This window comes from Paraburkholderia sp. HD33-4 (genome assembly GCF_021390635.1).
GTDB lineage: Bacteria > Pseudomonadota > Gammaproteobacteria > Burkholderiales > Burkholderiaceae > Paraburkholderia.
This window is the reverse complement of sequence record NZ_JAJEJS010000001.1, coordinates 2,913,486-2,930,300: the sequence shown is the minus strand read 5'-3', so window position 1 is coordinate 2,930,300 and position 16,815 is coordinate 2,913,486. Positions and strand designations below refer to the sequence as shown.

Genomic DNA, 16,815 nt, shown 5'->3' with positions numbered 1-16,815 from the left:
GTGAGCTCAGTTCGAGGGCATAATCGCTCCACGCTCTTTTTCGCCGAATGGGAGGGAAGATTTTTGGAAGAAAAGTAGTGGGTCGGAAAGCACCTATCTTTGCAAATGCAAGGACATTTTTGTTCCACCAACACATCTATTTTTCGCGCAGGCCCTGTGGGATGAAGATCCGAGAGGCGTTGTCGAAGTACTCATAGGGTCGACAGCTCGAGCAGTTGGCTATGCCGTCGCTGTTTCTGATCTGCCCAGGCACGCACAAAAACTGGCCATTGTCGGAAACTCGGCTAGATGGCCGCGAAAACAAATCCGATCTCGACGTCAGTCAGGTTCGCTGGCTTCGGCCATGTGCCGCAGATACAAGAGTCGGTGTATATCACAGGGCGATGTTGGACAGGCTGGCGTCCCCGCCGAGGAATCGCTGGGCCTCAACTACCTTTTCCCGACCCTTTCCAATGACTAAAGCGACCGAAGGAACACTATCTCAACAGTTCTCAGAGCAGCGACTGGTGCAGGAGATATGTTCAGCTTCCAATGCGCTGGAAGCCCACCGCCGGTTTGAAAAGAACGTGGCAGCATTGGCGGATTGGCAGATCATTTTTGCGGAGGAGAGTGATGCCGGGTCCATTAAGTTGCTCGACAAAGCACTAGGCTCATCAGGCGTTGCGACGTCAGTATTCCGCGGGAGATCGCTTTGGCTGATGGACGCGCCATTTGTGTCGCAATCTGGACCCATGGGCTTTCACGGCGGCTCGGCCATGTTCGTAGACTCCAACGCTGCCTCCTATATTCGCAAGATTGCGTACCAAGATGACCCATCTCCCGAAGTCTTGAACTGGGCTCATCTAATTAACGAGATCGGACCACGGCTGCAACAGCTCAACCCATATCTCTATTTGTGGGAGTCGCTCAGATTCTGGAACGGCGCGACGGTTGCCAGATGTACAGAGTCAATCGCCGCTATTCATGCTCTATCGTCCTCTGGCAGCAAATTGACTGCGGAATGGGGCCGGCGCTATCGCGCGGTGTTTCGCCAGAGCGCGGAGAATTTTGCCACCGGACTGATTGCAGAATTTGAACGGGAGTTGAGGGCTGGTCTGTTCGCCGGCTTGGAGGACCAGCTCGATTTGGTGGAGGCCGTTCTGGTTCGGAGCCAGATTATTGAGCTGAGTTCGAATCGGGCCAAGGAGCACAAGCTGGCGCAGTTGGTTGCTTACATGCACGAAGAACTGTCCACAATGATGCTGCGGGAACTAATCGTCTGCGGTGACATTCTACGTCGCAGCAACGGATCGAGAATTTCAAAGAAGCTCAATTCGATCCAGAACCATGGCAATCCCTTGGCTCTAGTTAGAAACTGCGCTTGGGACATGTATATTCCTCGTGCCTTGGATGCCTTGACCTCCGCGACTCCCGACCAGGCTCCTCACGTGGACTTCTATGTGGCGGAGGTGCTGAGCTTTGACGGCGACGTATCAGACATCATCAATACCACGAAGTTGAGGGCGATCGCCGTCCATCGGCCTTCGAAGAAGAGCTTCCCATTCTTCGATAACGACGTGGCCGAGTGGTTAGGCAACCGCGTCGGGCCGAAACGCATGGACGCGCTGTCAGACTACTTCTCACCTGTTGATTTTCACGGAGTCTTAACCCACCGTTTTCATCTAAATTTGACCCACCTCGAGACAGCGTAGTACATCTATTCCGGTGTGGATAACTCTTCGTTTCCAGCCGGTTTTGCTGCCCTTTTTCTCGTTGCCTTCGCTTTGGCAGAACTGGTCCTGAAGCGCCACGATTCGTTGCCAGTCTCGACGATGTGGCAATGATGCGTAACCCGGTCCAGCAGCGCTGTCGTCATCTTTGCATCCCCGAACACCGTTGCCCACTCGCCGAAGCTGAGATTGGTGGTGATCGCGACACTCGTATGCTCGTACAGCTTTGACAGCAGGTGGAACAGCAATGCGCCACCGGTCTGGCTGAACGGCAGATAGCCAAGTTCATCGAGAATCACCAGATCGACGTACATCAGCTTGTGTGCGATCTGGCCTTGTTTGCCCGCCGATTTCTCCTGCTCCAGGGCGTTGGTCAGCTCGACAGTTGAGAAGTAACGCACACGCTTGCCGTGGCGCTGTACGGCCTCGATTCCGATTGCCGAGGCAAGGTGCGTCTTGCCAGTGCCCGGCGAACCCACTACACACTGCCCATCATCATTGCGATGATGTGATCATCCGCTATCCGTTTCACCCTCGCTGCGGTGAACGGATAACCGTCATCGGGATGAACAATTACCGGGGCGAGTCGTATCTGACTATCAGGCAGCCCGATGGCACTCTGACGCATCTTCCGCCGTGGATGGCAGGCGAGGATGCTGCCCGCATGTCTGTCGTCGTCCAGCCGGAGTTGCCTCATGCGGTGCTGATCGAACTTCTGCGCCTGGTCGACACGGCGTTATCGTGCTTTGCGGCGGTAACACCTGAGGGAGGCAAAGATGCGCAACCAGATGACGAGGCAGAAGGATCTGTTCGAGGAAACTGTGCCGGAGGCGTTAGTATCAGAGGAGATGCAAGCCGAGCTGGTGACGCAACTGGCGCTGCTGATGTTCGCGTTGATCGACGTCATCGAAGCGGAGGCGCGTGATGAGCAAGATCGGCGCTGAACACCTTTCCCGTCGTGCATACGTGTACGTCCGTCAGTCAACGCTGGATCAGGTCCACCACAATCGCGAGAGCCAGTTGCGCCAATACGGGCTTGCCGATCGCGCACGCGGACTTGGCTGGCCAGATGCGACGGTTATCGATGACGACCTGGGTCGCTCCGGCTCTGGCAATCATCGTCCCGGATTCGAGCGCCTATTGGTGGCACTGTGCAGCGGCGAAGTGGGTGCCGTATTCTGCATCGAAGCCTCGCGTCTTGCGCGCAATGGTCGTGACTGGCACACGCTTCTGGAATTCTGCCGTCTTGTAGGATGCCTGCTGATTGACGAAGATGGAATTTACGATCCGAGACAGCCTAACGATCGCCTCCTGTTAGGCATGAAGGGCACGCTTTCCGAGATGGAGCTTTCGACGTTTCGCCAACGCTCACAGGCGGCTCTTGATCAGAAAGCCAAACGCGGTGAACTGTTCACGTCGGTGCCAATCGGTTATGTGCGTGCACAAGGAAATCGTATCGAGAAGGATCCTGATACCCGCGTCCGGGAAGCGCTCGATCTGGCGTTCCGGAAGTTTCGCGAGTTTGGTAGCGTCAGGCAGGTCCTCCTATGGATTCGACAGGAATGCATTGAGCTACCCGCGGTGAACTACGGCCCGGACGGTCGCCACATTGTATGGAAGCTTCCCGTCTATAACACCCTTCTGCACATCCTGACGAATCCGACTTATGGCGGCGCATACGCGTTTGGCAAGACCCGGACTATTGCTCGCATTGTGAACGGACGCAAGCGAGTGTTTGCGGGCAACCCCCTTCAGCGCGAGGAATGGCAGGCCTTGATCATCGAGCACCACGCGGGCTACATTAGCTGGGACGAGTACGAGGCGAACCGCAAATTGATTACCAATAACGCGAACATGAAGGGCAGCATGGTCCGCGGCGCTGTCAAGCGCGGGAGCTCGCTTCTGGCGGGACTGCTTCGTTGCGGTCACTGCGGGCGCAAGCTGCACGTTGCGTATTCCGGCACCAAAGGCACCGTCGCGCGGTACAACTGTCAGGGCAGCATGATCAATCATGGTGGCCCTCGCTGCATTTCGTTTGGTGCGGTTCGTGTTGATCAACGCGTTACTGAAGAAGTTTTGCGCCAACTTCAACCGTTAGGTATTCGTGCATCACTCGAGGCCATTGAACGTACACGAACAGAGCAGGACGAACGCGTGCGGCACAAGGAGCTGGCACTTGAACAGGCGCGGTATGAAGCTGCGCGAGCACGTCGGCAATACGATGCGATTGATCCTGAGAACCGGCTGGTTGCGGCGGAACTTGAGCGACGGTGGAATGAAACGCTGAAGACGCAGGTGCAAATACAGACCGAACTCGACCTCCTGCGCGAACAGTCATCGAGGGCGCTGAGTGCGGGCGCGCGTGATGAACTTCTGCGACTCGGTGAAGACCTGCCCCGGCTATGGCACCACCCGGCCAGTTCGGTCGAGATCAAGAAACGCATTCTTAGGACGGTCGTCAAGGAGATCGTTGCCACAAAGCAGGACGACACGATTCGTGCACTCGTGCATTGGCAAGGAGGCGATCACACCGAGATCGTGTTCGAGAAGAACCACACAGGTGAGCATCGCTGGGCCACCGATGTCGCAACGATAGACATCGTTCGCGCGTTGGCGAGAACGTTGGCAGATCAAGGCGTAGCGGCGGTCATCAATCGACTAGGCAAACGGACGGCGAAGGGCCACACCTGGACCGCCGCGCGAATCTGCACGCTGCGGAAGGACCATCGAATCCCTGCATATCGCGAAGGCGAACGGCAGGAGCGCCGCGAACTGACGGTTACAGAAGTAGCCACCCTGCTGGGTATCAGTGCGCCAACCGTCATCCGCCTGATTCGAGTCGGGAGGTTGCCGGCGTCACAGGCTTGTCTGGGTGCGCCATGGATCATCCAGCAGGTGGACGTCGACAATTATCTGGAGCGACGAGCTGCGGACCGTCCGCAATCAGATAACTCAAATCAATTATCCATTGATCTTCAATGACATAGGGAGGTGAGCATTATGTCTCGTGCCCGGGGCCGCCGATGAACACGACGTTGTGTGCGCTTGCGAGAAACGACAGTTCGCTGAGTTCACGAATCAGCGCTTCATCAACTTGTGCCTGTGCGAAGTCGAAGCCTTTCAGGTCGCGGTGAGCCGGGAAGCGTGCGGCGGTCATCTGGTAAGCGATCGAGCGGACCTGCCGTTCGGCGGTTTCCGCCATCAACAGCTGCTTCATGAAGCGCTCCGGCTCGAAGTCAGTGTGACGCGCCTGTGCCAGTAGCTCCGGCCAGGTACTCGCCATGCCGTGCAGTTTGAGGCCCTTGAGCTGGGCAATGATGTCGTTAGACATGACGATCCTCCGGTGGGTTGGCGCGTAGCGTCTCGTAGCGATTCACGTCAGCCGCCGGTTCTTCCTTGAGCTGGAGTTTCGTGGTGGCGAGACTGGCACTCGTGACAGGCGCCTTCAGCCGGCTCAGCACGTTCAGGACATGCTCCCCACTGGGGCGCCCTGAATCCAGCGCAGCCTGCACAGCGAGCAGCACAGCATCGAGTCCGTGTTCGCGCACCGCGGCGAGCACCTGCGTCATGATGCGATCGCCGCCCGGGTGTTTGAGCAGGTGCCGCTGCAATAGCTGCAGCGGTTGCGGCATCGTGATGAAGGGCGCACCGTTGCGCAGTGCGCCGGGTTTGCGCTCGACCAGCGTGATGTAGTGTCGCCAGTCGTAAAAGGTCATGTGCCGCTCGAAGCTGCGTTCGTGGCGGGCGATCTCGTGCGCGTCGGCGACGACGCTGAGATACGCCGGATAGCAGCGCACGCTCACCAGCTGGTTCGTGTACTCGGTAGGCACGCTGTAGCGGTTGCGCTGGACGTGGATCAGGCTGGTCGACGAAACCCGCAGGGTCTGCTCGACGTAGCCGTCGAACGGCCGTGGGTTGGGCATCAGCCGGGTGCGCTCGTCCTGCAACACGTCCTCGACTGTCAGCTCGGGCCATTGCGGGTGCCGCATGTGCCAGGCTTCGCGACACTGGCCGGCGACCCATTCGTTCAGAATCTCCAGCGTCTCCCAGCGCCGTAGCGCCGCTTCGTGCCAGATCTGCCGTCGGCGGTCCTGAACATTCTTTTCGACGATGCCTTTCTCCCAGCCTGCCGCCCGGTTGCAGAACTCTGGCTCGAACAGATAGTGGCTGCACATCGCTTCGAAGCGTGCGTTGACCGCGCGCTCCTTGCCGCGGCCAACCTTGTCCACGGCGGTCTTCATGTTGTCGTAGATGCCGCGCCTGGGCACACCGCCGAATGCGGCGAATGCGCGGGCGTGCGCGTCGAACAGCATCTCGTGACTCTGGGTGGGATAGGCGACGAGCCAGAACGCGCGGCTGGCGTTGAGTTTGACGTGGGCAACCTCGAGGCGCCGCCGCAGCCCGCCGATGAAGGCGTATTCGCAGCTCCAGTCGAACTGGAAGGCTTCGCCGGGCTCGAAGGCGAGCGGCACGTAGGCCTTTCTGCGCGGCGCTTCGGCCTGTTCCTCATGCCAGCGCCTCACGAACGCGCTGACGCGGCCGTAGCTGCCCGCGTAACCCTCGCCGCGGATCGCCTCGAACATGAATCGCGCGGTGCGCCGGTCGCGCTTCGGGCGATGACTGTCCGCCCGCAGCCAGCCCGTCAGCTGTGCGGCCCACTCGTCAACAACGCTCGGACTGACGCGCTTTGGATACTTCGGCTCGACAGAATCGGTCTGCCGCAGCCAGCTGCGCACCGTGTTTCGGGACAGGCCCGTACGCCTCGCAATCTCGCGCAGCGGGACCTGCTCGCGGAAATACATCCGCCTGATCTTGGCCAATATGCCCACCGTGATCACCTCTGTATCCCCTGCTCAAAGATTGAGCAGGACATTCAATCACGTGGGTCAAAATTCGATGAAAATTACGCCCCTTAGTGGGTCAATTCTGCGTGAACATCAACATCTCACCGGAAGCTTTTCTTGATCGAGCTAGGCGCAGGCCCAAAACGTCTGTCCGGGCCATTCTGGAGTCAGACCGCGAGGAACTGATGCAGTTGATTCGGAAGAAGAAAGGCTGAACCCGAAACTGGGCCGTCGAGGCTGTTGGCAATTTGTTGCGTGCTCTAGGCTCCTGGATTCCCGAAGCAGTCCCGGCATTGTCCTTTCTGCGAGCCCCCCAGCAACAAACAAATCACAGGTGCTTTACCCAGCGGAGCGAGATAGTTTAGTTGAGAGACCGCCTTTCGCCGAGCTACTTTGATTGGTCGAGAGGTCGCTTGGGGGCAGCAATCGCCCTTCCTGTGAAACTTCATGAGTAGCCTTTTGGTACCTTTGGTGCGCCTGGATTTTGCCCAAACCGCCATGAGATAGGACTGTAGGCGGCATCGGCGAAAAGTTTATAGATGCACGGAGATACACGCAGCCCGTCGTTTATGAGCTTGGGCAACTCAGCATGCCGATGCTGCTATTGATCGGCCAGAAGGACACCACCGCGATCGGTAAGGACGCCGCGCCGCCCGAAGTGCGGGCGAAGCTCGGTCATTACCCGGAATTGGGCCGCGCGGCCACGAAGTCGATTCCGCATGCGACGCTCGTCGAGTTCGCGGGGCTTGGGGACGCGCCGCAGATGCAGGATCCGGACGCGTTTCATAAGGTGCTGCTCGAAGGACTGGCGGCGCTGCCGACCAATCGCTGAGCGTTCAAAAGGCCTTCTTTTTCGTTGCCGTATGTTCACCGCCCGGCGAAAATTCCTCGTAAACCCGTCAGTGGCGATGAAAGCGAAGGGCGTGGCTAATTCGCGAAATGTGGATACAGCAAAGCTACGCGCTTATGCAGAGTGGGAATATCCGTTTCGACCGTATTCCAAACGATCTCTAAATCCACCTTCCAGTGCTGGTGAATCAGGAGATCACGCATGCGGCGGAACGCGCTGAGCGTCGGCATCATGTCACCGAAACCGGCTTGAACAATCTGGGTTGAGTCGTAATCCTGCAAGTCGCCGGTCGCCTCGCCAATTACGCAAAGCCGGTATAAGACCGCATCGGCAATGCCATTGCTTGCGAACTCGTGCGCCTGCCCGGTGAATGGCATGATCATGCGTCCTTCATGGAAGGTCGCCATTGTTTCCTCTGACCGGTCTGTGGACCGGGCGAGAAAGTCCGCAGATTCGACAAACGACGGCGCAGCGTAATCAATAACCTGCTTGGCAGAATCCAGAATGTCCTGGCACAACTGACGTCCGTTACGCACCGTGATCTTCCTCGACGAGCGGCTTCACCAGATCCTGCATTTCGTAGGGAATGGAGTTTGTCGTCACGAACTGAACGCGAGCACTGAACAGCGCCTCAAGCTCGTTGAGAATTGCACCCATATCCAAAAGAGTGGGCTTACCTACAGGACTGCCGCCGATGGTCAAGTCGAATTCCTTCGCGTATTCCTCCACGAAAACGGGATTCGAAAATTTGTGGGCGCTGAGGATTGCCGCGATCTCTTCGGCGTGATTGAGCGCGAAACGATAGGTCTTGCGCATGGCGTGACCCCGATGGGCATAGATGACAGGCATTGTAGTTCCTTTTCCATATAGCAACGTCGTCGGCCCTTGTTCAAGACTACCAAAGCGCTGATTAGCAGATGTGCAGGGAATCCGTTGGAAAGCTGCAATGGCTACTGCGTCCAGTTCGAGGGTTCGCTTGCAATCCGCACAGCGGACTTTCAGGTTCGGCGGGCGAGCATCTCAATTGGATCTGCAAGCGCCTTTCAACGGACATCTGCGAGAAACTATTCTACTGCCTCTGCATATCTTGGTTTTCCGGAAAACCTTTATGGGATAAGGATTTGGGGGCGTCGGCAAACAAAATTTTTAGTGTTGACTATTATGCGCAATTGGGTTTTCTTAGCTTGGGCAATTCAGCATGCCAACGCTGCCGCTGATCGGTTAGAAAGACCACCTCGATAGGCAAGGATGCGGCGCCGCAAACGGCCGCTGCACTTCGGAAGCTGCCGCCGACGTAATGAATCGGCAATCTCAAAGAAGGAGCGATGCCGGTCCCGCTCCTCACTCGCAAGCGGCCGCTCGCTGCGCCCGGGACACTACGGCTTCCCGATGATCGCAACAGCGCATCGCGTGCGCTAAAAATTCACATTGAGGCCATCGCCGAGTGAGTCGCACCGTGCCCCAGGAATTACACTCTCCCAACTTTCTCCCGCTCTTCTATATCGCATTGGAGGCAAGAATCACCCTGGATTACGCATAAATCACAGCGGGCGATTTGAAAACCACGTGAGCAACGCGCTCCATGACCGCATACTGCGCCACGGCATCAAGCCTGATACCGATCGACATCTCGACGGAGTGTGGACATGACAAAGCTACAGGGTCTCGTCGCAAGCGTTCTGGTTTTCCTGTTGGCCGCGTGCGCGAGTCTGCCGCCGCAAAGCAACCGCACTCCCACCTTCGCGCTCCAAAACACAGAATCCACCCGGCTCGGCGCGATCTTCACGCCCGAAGAGCAAAGCCATCCGGGCAACAGCGCGTTTCATCTGCTGCAGGACCCGGTCGACGCGATCGTGGCGCGCGTGGTGCTCGCTGAAACTGCCGAGCGCTCGCTCGACCTGCAGTACTACATCTGGCACGACGATCTGACGGGCCGCGAACTCGCGGCAGCGCTGCTCGCAGCGGCCGACCGGGGCGTACGTGTGCGCGTCCTGCTCGACGACCTCGGGACGAACGCCGACGATCAGGTTTTGCTCGCGCTCAGCTCGCATCCGAACATGAAGATACGGCTGTTCAACCCGGTCGCGAGCCGTCACTTCAAGTCGCTCGCGGCTGCCCTGGAATTTTCCCGCGTCGATCGGCGCATGCACGACAAGGCGATGATTGCGGACAACGAAGCCGCCATTCTCGGCGGACGCAATATCGGCGACGAATACTTCGGCGCATCGAAGGTCGTCGTGATGGGCGATCTCGACGTGCTGGTGCACGGTCCGGTTGTCCGGGACGTTTCCAACGCCTTCGACCAGTTCTGGAATGCGCAATCGTCGTATGCGATCGAGCAACTGATCGGACATCAGGCCGATCCGTCCGCGCTGGCGGGCTACCGCGCGAAATTGAACGAGTACATCAAATCGCAGCATGACTCGCCATACATCGTGGAAGCGCGACAGCGGATGGCCCGGGTCCTCGCAGCAGGCAACGTCGATTTCTCATGGGGACAAGCCACGCTTCTGTACGACGATCCGGCCAAGGTCACCCGTGATCCGAACGATCCGGAGGGCCACCTGATGACGCGGTTTGCGGCCTTGCACCTCGAACCCGAGCACGAAATGCTGATCATCTCGCCTTACTTCGTACCAGGCAAAGCGGGCGTTGCATGGATACGCGAACAGACCGCGCGCGGGGTCAAGGTTACGGTGTTGACCAACTCGCTGGCCGCAACCGACGTCGTCGCAGTGAATGCGGGTTATCAACACTATCGCGAGGATCTGCTGACGGCGGGCGTACGGCTTTATGAGCTGAAGCCGTCCGGTTCGGGCAAGGCCAAAGCGCAACACAGGTATTTCGGTTCTTCAAAGGCCTCGTTGCATGCGAAAACGTATGTCTTCGACAGACAAAGCGTTTTCATCGGCTCGATGAATCTCGATCCCCGCTCGAGCCATCTGAACACGGAGATTGGCGTGCTTTGCAACAGTCCGGCGATTGCCGGCCAGGTGGTCGATGACGTCGAGCCGAACCTGGACGTGATCGCCTGGCGAGTCGAGCAACGTACCGATGCGAACGGCAAGCACCGCATCGTCTGGATCGACACCGCCGAGAACGGAACGGTGACGGAATTTGACACGGAGCCAGGGACTTCATTCACGCAGCGTGCAAGCATCTGGTTCCTGGGCCTGCTGCCGATCGAATCGGAGCTATGAAAAGGGGGGCGCGCGCAGAGCTGCGCGCCTCATTGCTGTCAGCCGTGGTAGAAGCCGTCGGTAACGGAGTTTTGCAGCACGCCGTCGACATAGACGTCGACCGGGTCGCCATCAGCGGTCGTGAGGATCGAGCCGACGTGCTGGCCGGGTAGTTTCATCCGGCCACCTTGAATGTGGGTCATCTCCTCGTGATCGAGTTCTGCGGAGTTCGGGATGTCGTTGATGCTCAGCGTGTTCATGGCGTGTCTCCTTGAACGAAAGGGTTGAGAAGCATTCAAGCGGCCGGCTGCTTGCGGCACACTATGCAGATGTCATGCCATTCGGGCGTGATCTGCGCAAAGCGCATCCCCACGTGACCCGCGATGATGTGAGTTTGGGCGCGGCCGTCACTCAGCCGAACGAAGTTGGAAAATCGCTGACATGGCCTTGCTTTCGTACTGCCACGCGCATCAATCACCTGAAGTTCAGCAACTCCGGGTTCCTTTCGGACCATGCTTCAGTCGCAACGCTCAGCGCGGGCCGCGACACTCTGCCATCTGCCCATGGGCCGCGCAAAGACGACAATTGTGGCGGGGCGAGCTTCCGTGATCGCCCGGGGACGACATCATGGCCAAGAAGTTTCCGATTCATCCGCTGCACCCGGAACGCGTGTGCTGGGGCTGCGACCACTACTGCCCGGCCGACGATATGCGCTGCGGCAACGGGCAGAGCCGCGCCCAGCATCCGGTGGAACTGCTCGGTGATGACTGGCTCGAGCAGGGCGACTGGGGGATCGAGGTCGACGCGTCGGGTAAGAGCGTCACGCCGTCCTGCTCAGTGCGGCCATGACGAGTCGTTTGCTCACCCTGTCGCTCAGACGATCAGGCGTCTGTTCCACTCAGGAACCGGCCATTCTGGCGACGGACCCGGTTACAGCGACTGCACTTGCACGGGAGCCCCGGGCTTACCCGCCACCAGGGGGGCGACCACGAGGTAGCGGCGCTTGTCTCCGGCGGTGCTCACTCCCGGTGTGACCAGTTGGCGAATCTGGCCGAGAGCATTGACGATCGCCGAGCCGGCCGGATTGGACACGAAATTCGCAAGCACTTGCATGTCACCCGAGCCATCCGGCTTATCGGCAAGACCCAGTACGTAGGGCTGCTTCGGTTGCAGGCCGGTGACAGCGGCCTGGAGAACCTGCACGAGCCCCTGGTCGAACAACGCGACAGTCGTAGGTGCACTGGCGGCATCGGCCGTCTTGTTCGACCCCACCGGAACCAGTGCGATATGGACGCTCTGACCAGCCAGCCCGAGTGCCTGCAGGTTCTGCGTACCATCACCTTCCGGCACCGCGTTCGGCACATAGGTGACAGCCTGCGGCGCCTGGCCAATGGGCACAGTCGCGATGACCTTGTTGGTCAGTGTGTCGATCGCAGTCATCGCATCGGCGTTCTCGAGTCCGACATAGATGCGGCTGCCATCCCCCGACGGCCATAGCCCATGCGGCAGGTTGCCGACAGGGATCGTCGCGACCTGCGAAAAGTTATCGGTTTGAAACACCTTGACCACATTCAGGCCTCCAACGGTGACATACGCGAACGTGCCATTGGCGTTATGCACGATGTTCACGTGATTCGTGATCGGGCCCGTGTCCAGCGTACTGATGAGCGCGAATGGCGGCCTTGCATCGAACACCTGAACCTTGCCGGTGTCCTTGAGCGTGAACCAGACCTGCTTGCCGTCGGGCGTCGCCGCCAGGTCGGGACAGAAGGGGCTGGCCTGCCTGACCGTGCCGACGATCTTGTGGTCGGCCACGGACACCACCTCGGTCTCCGGGTTGAAGGACGAACAGACATAACCATACTTCCCGTCCGGTGAGAATATCTGCATGCCGGGGCCAGCCGGAACGGTAATGCGTGCTTTCTCCTCGTACGTGTTCCCGTCGAGTACCGCCACATAGTTTTCGCCTCGCACAGTCACCCAGACCTCCTTTCCATCGGGAGTGAAGAAGGCCTCGTGAGGCGAGCGGCCGACGTAGGTGACATGCTTGACCGCGTTAGTCTGCGTGTCGATGAATGAAACCGAGTTCGATCCGATCGAGACGACCGCAATCGTGTGATGGTCCGGCGAGAATCCCATCCCATGCACGAGTAATTGACCTTTGTACAACGGACTGAAATTGGCCGGCGAGGGATCGCCGAGTCGGATCAGGCCGAGCAGCTTGTTGTCGGCCGGGTCGATCACCGACACCGTGTTCGAAAACTGCTCGGCAGCGTACACGCGATCGTGGTGGCTGACGGGAATGTCAGGATCGGACTGCGATCCAGGGGCCTGCCCAGCCGAGGCGAACTGCGCTGCCACCAGCGCGGCTGCGGACAACCCGATGGTGATTCTCGATGAGCGTTTCATTGTTGCTCCTCTTGCATTGGGTTTGGCATGTTCATTTACATGCCGTGGTCGGATGCGGGGTGGGCAGTGGCAGCAGGGAGAGAAGCGGGCTTTTGCTGGTCCGGCGCGGGGGCTGGTGGCTGCAACGGTTGTCCGAGTGCGGCGCGCATGGCGACGATTTCCTGTTGTTGCTCGACGACGATCTCTTGCGCGATGCGGCGCAACTGTTCGTTGTGTCCGTAACGCAGTTCGGCCTGCGCCATGTCGATGGCACCTTGATGGTGAGGTACCATCATTTCGACAAAATCGCGATCGACGTCGCCTGTCGGTCTCGTCGACATGCCATCCATCATCCTTGTCATGGCGGCATCGTTCTCCGCCAGGAAAGCTGCTTCGTCAGACGTAGCGTCGGTCCGTAAGCCGGCGGTGACGGCAGGCGAGTCGCAAAACGCGGAGATCGCCAGGACAACGACGACGCTCAGGATCGTCCGCACGGTACGAGGACTTGGGGTACGCACGATCGTTCTCCCGTTGTGACAAACCGATGTCTCGTTGGAGTGAACCCGTCAGATGCGAGGTTATTCCGCGTCCCACACGGATTTCAAGCAGATGCCTGTTCGAAGCCGGATTGGGCTGCCGCGGCATTGCCTGTCGTCATTTGCAACGCTCCTTCGCTTGAAGTCCGTCACCAATTTGCGCGTAACATAGGTACGCTGATTGCCTCGGCAGCCGCCCATTTACCGGTTGGAGACGCGGACGTGCGACTTGCAGACTTTATCTTGCGAGACATCGAGCCGATACTCGCGCACTGGGAGGCGTTCGCCGCCACCCTCACGCCAGCGGCGACAAAAATGGGATCGACGGAGCTACGCGAAGAGGCGCAGCAAATGCTGCTCGCCGTAGCAACAGACTTGCGAACACCGCAAAGCCGAGACGCCCAACACGCAAAGTCATGGGGCCAGGGCTCCGGTCTCGTCGGGGTGACCCAATCAGCCGCGCGAACGCATGGATTTCTGCGGGCTCGTGCCGGCTTCGATGTCAACCAGCTCGCCGCCGAATATCGCGCGCTGCGTGCAAGCGTGCTGCGCTTGTGGATGGACGATTGCGTGCCCGAAGTACCTCACTTCGATGATGTCATTCGCTTCAATGAAGCGATCGATCAGGCCCTGGCCGAATCGGTCACCTCGTTCAATTCGCAGATCGAGCAGAACCGTAACCTCCTGCTTGGCATGCTGGGGCACGACATGCGCAGCCCCCTCCAGGCGATCAAGGTCACCTCATCGTATCTGGCAGCTCTGAATGCCGGAGAGCAGGTATCCACGGCCGCAGGCCGTCTGATCCGCAGCGGGGCGCGGATGCAGGCGTTGCTTGATGACCTGACCGAATTCAACCCAACCAAACTGGGGTTGGGCATCAGCGTCACGCCCACGAGTGTCAATCTCGCGGATGTGCTTTCTGACGAACTGGACGAGTTGCGTGTCATTCATCCCGACAGGCAGATTGAGTTGCAAGTAACCGGTGATCTAAAGGGGGTGTGGGACAGGCAGCGCCTGCAGCAATTGCTGGGCAATCTTGTTCTCAATGCCATCAAGTACGGGGCTCCGGACACTCCTGTGCGCGTGACGGTGAGCGGTGATGCAACACAGGTCCGCATCGACGTCTGCAACCACGGTGCTGCGATCGAGTCCGCAACCCTGGCTCACATCTTCGATCCGTTGATTCGGGGGCCAATCCGCCAGAACGAAGACGAGACGGCGGGCAACCTTGGACTGGGTTTGTACATCGCAAGCGAAATCGCCAAGGCCCACCACGGTGCAATCGAAACGCGCTCCGATGATGCGGAGACGATTTTTTCAGTGTTACTCCCGCGCGCGGAACCGTGATTCAGGGCCGGCAGTTCGTCGCGGCGGGAAGATATGCTGCGCGCAAAGCCGCCATTCGTCTGCTGAGCCGAAATGGCGCATCTGGATATTCCGGACGCGCCATCAACTCGTCCACCGCATGACACCTGTCCAATTCAATTTTCGTCATGCCGATCCCAAGGGGGTATCCCACCAAACGCATCGACCAAATAATCGATCATCACACGCACTCTGGCGCTCAGGTGTCGACGGCTCGGGTACATGGCGAGTATGTCGATCTCGGGCAGGCGATACTCAGGCAACACCCGAACGAGCGTGCCGGCACGTAGATCGCTGCCGATCAGGAACGTGGGTTGCCAGATCACGCCTTGCCCGGCGAGCGCTGCTGCGCGCGCCGTATCACCGTTATTCGTATGCATGCGGCAGTCGACCTTCACCGCGTGAGTCTTGCCGCCACCGTCGATCAGTTGCCACTCGTCGCCGGTGGCCGCATAGGTGTATCCGATGCAGTGATGCCCGATCAGGTCCGCGGGCGCCATCGGAACTCCGGCGCGAGCCAGATAGGCCGGCGACGCGCACAGAATGTTTTGCGATGTCGCGAGCTTGCGCGCGGCGTGGCTAGTCGAGCCGGCGCGCGAGATGCGAATGGCGAGATCGTAGCCTTCATCGACGATATCGACGACGCGGTCGATCAGCCCCACGTCGAGTTCGATGCCAGGATATTTGCGCATGAACTCGGGCCATAGCGGCGCCAGATACAAAATGCCAAAGCTCACGGGCGCATTGATGCGCAAGCGTCCACGTGGTTCGACCGACGCCGATGACACAAGCCCCTCCGTCTCGGCGACATCGTCGAGAATGGACTTGCAGCGGGCGTAAAGCGTCTCGCCGCCCTCGGTCAGAGACAGCGTGCGCGACGTGCGGTTCAGCAGGCGCGTGCCCAGGTGCGCTTCCAGCTCGTTCACATAGCGGGTCACGTTGGCGGGCGACGTGCCGAGCGCATCCGCTGCGCGCGCAAAGCCACCACGGCTCACCACCGTCACGAAGACCTCGAAGGCGCGCAGGCGGTCCATGCAAGCCCTCCTATCGTTCACAAAAGCTGACCGATAGGACCATGTTTTTGGCCTTTCCGCCATCAGGACTGAAGCCTATATTCCTTTCACCGGCCAACGCATAGGGCACTGGCCGACCAAATGGATCAGGAGAGAAGAACATGCAACGCTTGACGGGAAAGGTCGCCATCGTGACAGGTGCAAGCTCAGGAATTGGCCGCGCTACCGCGAAGCTGTTCGCGAAGGAAGGCGCCAAGGTGGTGATCGCGGCGCGCCGCGCGGCGGAACTTGAAACCCTCGTCGCGGAGATAGCCAGCGAAGGCGGCGAAGCCGTGTATCTCGCCGGCGACGTGCAATCGGAGGACTTCGCGAAGGCGCTGGTCGCGCTCGCAGTGAGCCGCTTCGGCCGTCTGGACATTGCCTACAACAACGCCGGTACGCTTGGCGAGATGGGCCCGAGCACCGGCATTTCCGAAGCTGGCTGGAGCGCCGCGCTGGCGACCAATCTGACCAGTGCGTTCCTCGGAGCGAAGCACCAGATTCCCGAAATGCTGAAGCAGGGTGGTGGCTCGATCATCTTCACGTCGACGTTCGTCGGTTACTCGTTCGCGTTTCCCGGCACCGCGGCCTACGCGGCGAGCAAGGCCGGCCTGATAGGCCTGACGCAGGCACTCGCTGCCGAGTACGGCGCGCAAGGCGTGCGCGTCAATGCGGTGTTGCCGGGCGCGGTGGACACGGAGATGTATCGCGGCATGAACGACAGCCACGAATCGCAGGCATTCGTGACCGGACTGCATGCGCTCAAGCGCGTCGCCAAGCCCGAAGAACTGGCGCGTTCGGTGTTGTATCTCGCGTCGGACGATTCGTCCTTCGTGACCGGCACCGCCTCACTGGTCGATGGTGGCGCATCGATTACACGTACGTGAACCTG

The 16,815-nt window shown here is 59.3% G+C and carries 14 protein-coding genes and 3 pseudogenes; 8 read left to right on the top strand and 9 right to left on the bottom strand.

Translation table 11 applies throughout. The features are described from left to right. The first annotated feature begins 452 nt into the window (after positions 1–452). Positions 453–1,691 carry a hypothetical protein gene (locus L0U84_RS12920; RefSeq protein ID WP_233850344.1) on the top strand — a complete coding sequence of 413 codons (1,239 nt, stop codon included), beginning with the start codon at positions 453–455 and terminating at the stop codon, positions 1,689–1,691. A gap of 5 nt (positions 1,692–1,696) precedes the next feature. Here L0U84_RS12920 and L0U84_RS12915 read toward each other — a convergent pair. Further along, positions 1,697–2,191 (bottom strand): annotated as a pseudogene (locus L0U84_RS12915) (ATP-binding protein); the annotation flags it as partial. 294 nt (positions 2,192–2,485) lie between these two features. On the opposite strand from L0U84_RS12915, the gene L0U84_RS12910 reads away from it, so the two are divergent. Next, positions 2,486–2,653 carry a hypothetical protein gene (locus L0U84_RS12910; protein WP_011493047.1) on the top strand — a complete coding sequence of 56 codons (168 nt, stop codon included), beginning with the start codon at positions 2,486–2,488 and terminating at the stop codon, positions 2,651–2,653. Next, on the top strand, positions 2,634–4,691 hold the full coding sequence (locus tag L0U84_RS12905) for a recombinase family protein (protein ID WP_233845960.1): 2,058 nt from the start codon (positions 2,634–2,636) through the stop codon (positions 4,689–4,691). Before L0U84_RS12910 ends, L0U84_RS12905 begins: the two co-directional genes overlap by 20 nt. A 28-nt stretch (positions 4,692–4,719) precedes the next feature. On the opposite strand, the pseudogene L0U84_RS12900 reads toward L0U84_RS12905, so the two are convergent. After that, positions 4,720–5,040: pseudogene (locus L0U84_RS12900) on the bottom strand (ATP-binding protein); the annotation flags it as partial. Continuing rightward, positions 5,033–6,511, bottom strand: a complete 1,479-nt coding sequence (gene istA, locus L0U84_RS12895) for an IS21 family transposase (RefSeq protein WP_267939715.1) — start codon at positions 6,509–6,511, stop codon at positions 5,033–5,035. The pseudogene L0U84_RS12900 and the gene istA, both read right to left, overlap by 8 nt. Positions 6,512–7,103: 592 nt before the next feature. On the opposite strand from istA, the pseudogene L0U84_RS12890 reads away from it, so the two are divergent. Beyond that, a pseudogene (locus L0U84_RS12890) lies at positions 7,104–7,385 on the top strand (alpha/beta fold hydrolase); the annotation flags it as partial. A 95-nt stretch (positions 7,386–7,480) separates the two neighbouring features. On the opposite strand, the gene L0U84_RS12885 reads toward L0U84_RS12890, so the two are convergent. Both L0U84_RS12885 and L0U84_RS12880 read right to left on the bottom strand, forming a co-directional pair. Continuing rightward, positions 7,481–7,939 (bottom strand): HepT-like ribonuclease domain-containing protein, encoded by a 459-nt coding sequence (locus tag L0U84_RS12885; protein ID WP_233850343.1) that lies wholly within the window; start codon positions 7,937–7,939, stop codon positions 7,481–7,483. Then, on the bottom strand, positions 7,932–8,252 hold the full coding sequence (locus tag L0U84_RS12880) for a hypothetical protein (RefSeq protein WP_233850342.1): 321 nt from the start codon (positions 8,250–8,252) through the stop codon (positions 7,932–7,934). The genes L0U84_RS12885 and L0U84_RS12880 overlap by 8 nt, the downstream gene beginning before the upstream one ends. A gap of 797 nt (positions 8,253–9,049) precedes the next feature. Here L0U84_RS12880 and L0U84_RS12875 point away from each other — a divergent pair. Continuing rightward, positions 9,050–10,603 (top strand): phospholipase D family protein, encoded by a 1,554-nt coding sequence (locus tag L0U84_RS12875; RefSeq protein ID WP_233850341.1) that lies wholly within the window; start codon positions 9,050–9,052, stop codon positions 10,601–10,603. 38 nt (positions 10,604–10,641) lie between these two features. On the opposite strand, the gene L0U84_RS12870 is transcribed toward L0U84_RS12875, so the two are convergent. After that, a complete protein-coding gene (locus tag L0U84_RS12870; protein WP_233850340.1) occupies positions 10,642–10,842 on the bottom strand; it encodes a hypothetical protein in 201 nt (66 codons plus the stop codon). A 367-nt stretch (positions 10,843–11,209) separates the two neighbouring features. On the opposite strand from L0U84_RS12870, the gene L0U84_RS12865 reads away from it, so the two are divergent. Beyond that, positions 11,210–11,431: a DUF3079 domain-containing protein gene (locus L0U84_RS12865; protein ID WP_233850339.1), complete on the top strand. Its 222-nt coding sequence runs from the start codon at positions 11,210–11,212 to the stop codon at positions 11,429–11,431. 81 nt (positions 11,432–11,512) lie between these two features. Here L0U84_RS12865 and L0U84_RS12860 read toward each other — a convergent pair whose 3' ends face one another. Together L0U84_RS12860 and L0U84_RS12855 are read right to left on the bottom strand one after the other, a co-directional pair. Next, the gene (locus L0U84_RS12860) at positions 11,513–12,991 is read right to left on the bottom strand and encodes a YncE family protein (RefSeq protein WP_233850337.1); all 1,479 of its coding nucleotides are present in this window, start codon (positions 12,989–12,991) and stop codon (positions 11,513–11,515) included. A gap of 35 nt (positions 12,992–13,026) precedes the next feature. Beyond that, positions 13,027–13,488: a DUF305 domain-containing protein gene (locus L0U84_RS12855; RefSeq protein ID WP_233850335.1), complete on the bottom strand. Its 462-nt coding sequence runs from the start codon at positions 13,486–13,488 to the stop codon at positions 13,027–13,029. Positions 13,489–13,728: 240 nt separating this feature from the next. Here L0U84_RS12855 and L0U84_RS12850 point away from each other — a divergent pair, with 240 nt between their 5' ends. Beyond that, the gene (locus L0U84_RS12850) at positions 13,729–14,853 is read left to right on the top strand and encodes an ATP-binding protein (protein ID WP_233850333.1); all 1,125 of its coding nucleotides are present in this window, start codon (positions 13,729–13,731) and stop codon (positions 14,851–14,853) included. A gap of 134 nt (positions 14,854–14,987) precedes the next feature. Here L0U84_RS12850 and L0U84_RS12845 read toward each other — a convergent pair whose 3' ends face one another. After that, complete coding sequence (locus L0U84_RS12845; protein WP_233850331.1) at positions 14,988–15,905, bottom strand: LysR family transcriptional regulator; 918 nt, start codon at positions 15,903–15,905, stop codon at positions 14,988–14,990. A gap of 140 nt (positions 15,906–16,045) precedes the next feature. On the opposite strand from L0U84_RS12845, the gene L0U84_RS12840 reads away from it, so the two are divergent. After that, on the top strand, positions 16,046–16,810 hold the full coding sequence (locus tag L0U84_RS12840) for an SDR family oxidoreductase (protein ID WP_233850329.1): 765 nt from the start codon (positions 16,046–16,048) through the stop codon (positions 16,808–16,810). Positions 16,811–16,815 lie beyond the last annotated feature (5 nt).

Coding starts and splice junctions, on each gene's coding strand:
- L0U84_RS12920 (WP_233850344.1), top strand. CDS start 453: ATGACTAAAGCGACCGAAGGAACACTATCTCAACAGTTCTCAGAGCAG.
- L0U84_RS12910 (WP_011493047.1), top strand. CDS start 2,486: ATGCGCAACCAGATGACGAGGCAGAAGGATCTGTTCGAGGAAACTGTG.
- L0U84_RS12905 (WP_233845960.1), top strand. CDS start 2,634: ATGAGCAAGATCGGCGCTGAACACCTTTCCCGTCGTGCATACGTGTAC.
- istA (WP_267939715.1), bottom strand. CDS start 6,511: ATGTATTTCCGCGAGCAGGTCCCGCTGCGCGAGATTGCGAGGCGTACG.
- L0U84_RS12880 (WP_233850342.1), bottom strand. CDS start 8,252: ATGCCTGTCATCTATGCCCATCGGGGTCACGCCATGCGCAAGACCTAT.
- L0U84_RS12875 (WP_233850341.1), top strand. CDS start 9,050: ATGACAAAGCTACAGGGTCTCGTCGCAAGCGTTCTGGTTTTCCTGTTG.
- L0U84_RS12870 (WP_233850340.1), bottom strand. CDS start 10,842: ATGAACACGCTGAGCATCAACGACATCCCGAACTCCGCAGAACTCGAT.
- L0U84_RS12865 (WP_233850339.1), top strand. CDS start 11,210: ATGGCCAAGAAGTTTCCGATTCATCCGCTGCACCCGGAACGCGTGTGC.
- L0U84_RS12860 (WP_233850337.1), bottom strand. CDS start 12,991: ATGAAACGCTCATCGAGAATCACCATCGGGTTGTCCGCAGCCGCGCTG.
- L0U84_RS12845 (WP_233850331.1), bottom strand. CDS start 15,905: ATGGACCGCCTGCGCGCCTTCGAGGTCTTCGTGACGGTGGTGAGCCGT.
- L0U84_RS12840 (WP_233850329.1), top strand. CDS start 16,046: ATGCAACGCTTGACGGGAAAGGTCGCCATCGTGACAGGTGCAAGCTCA.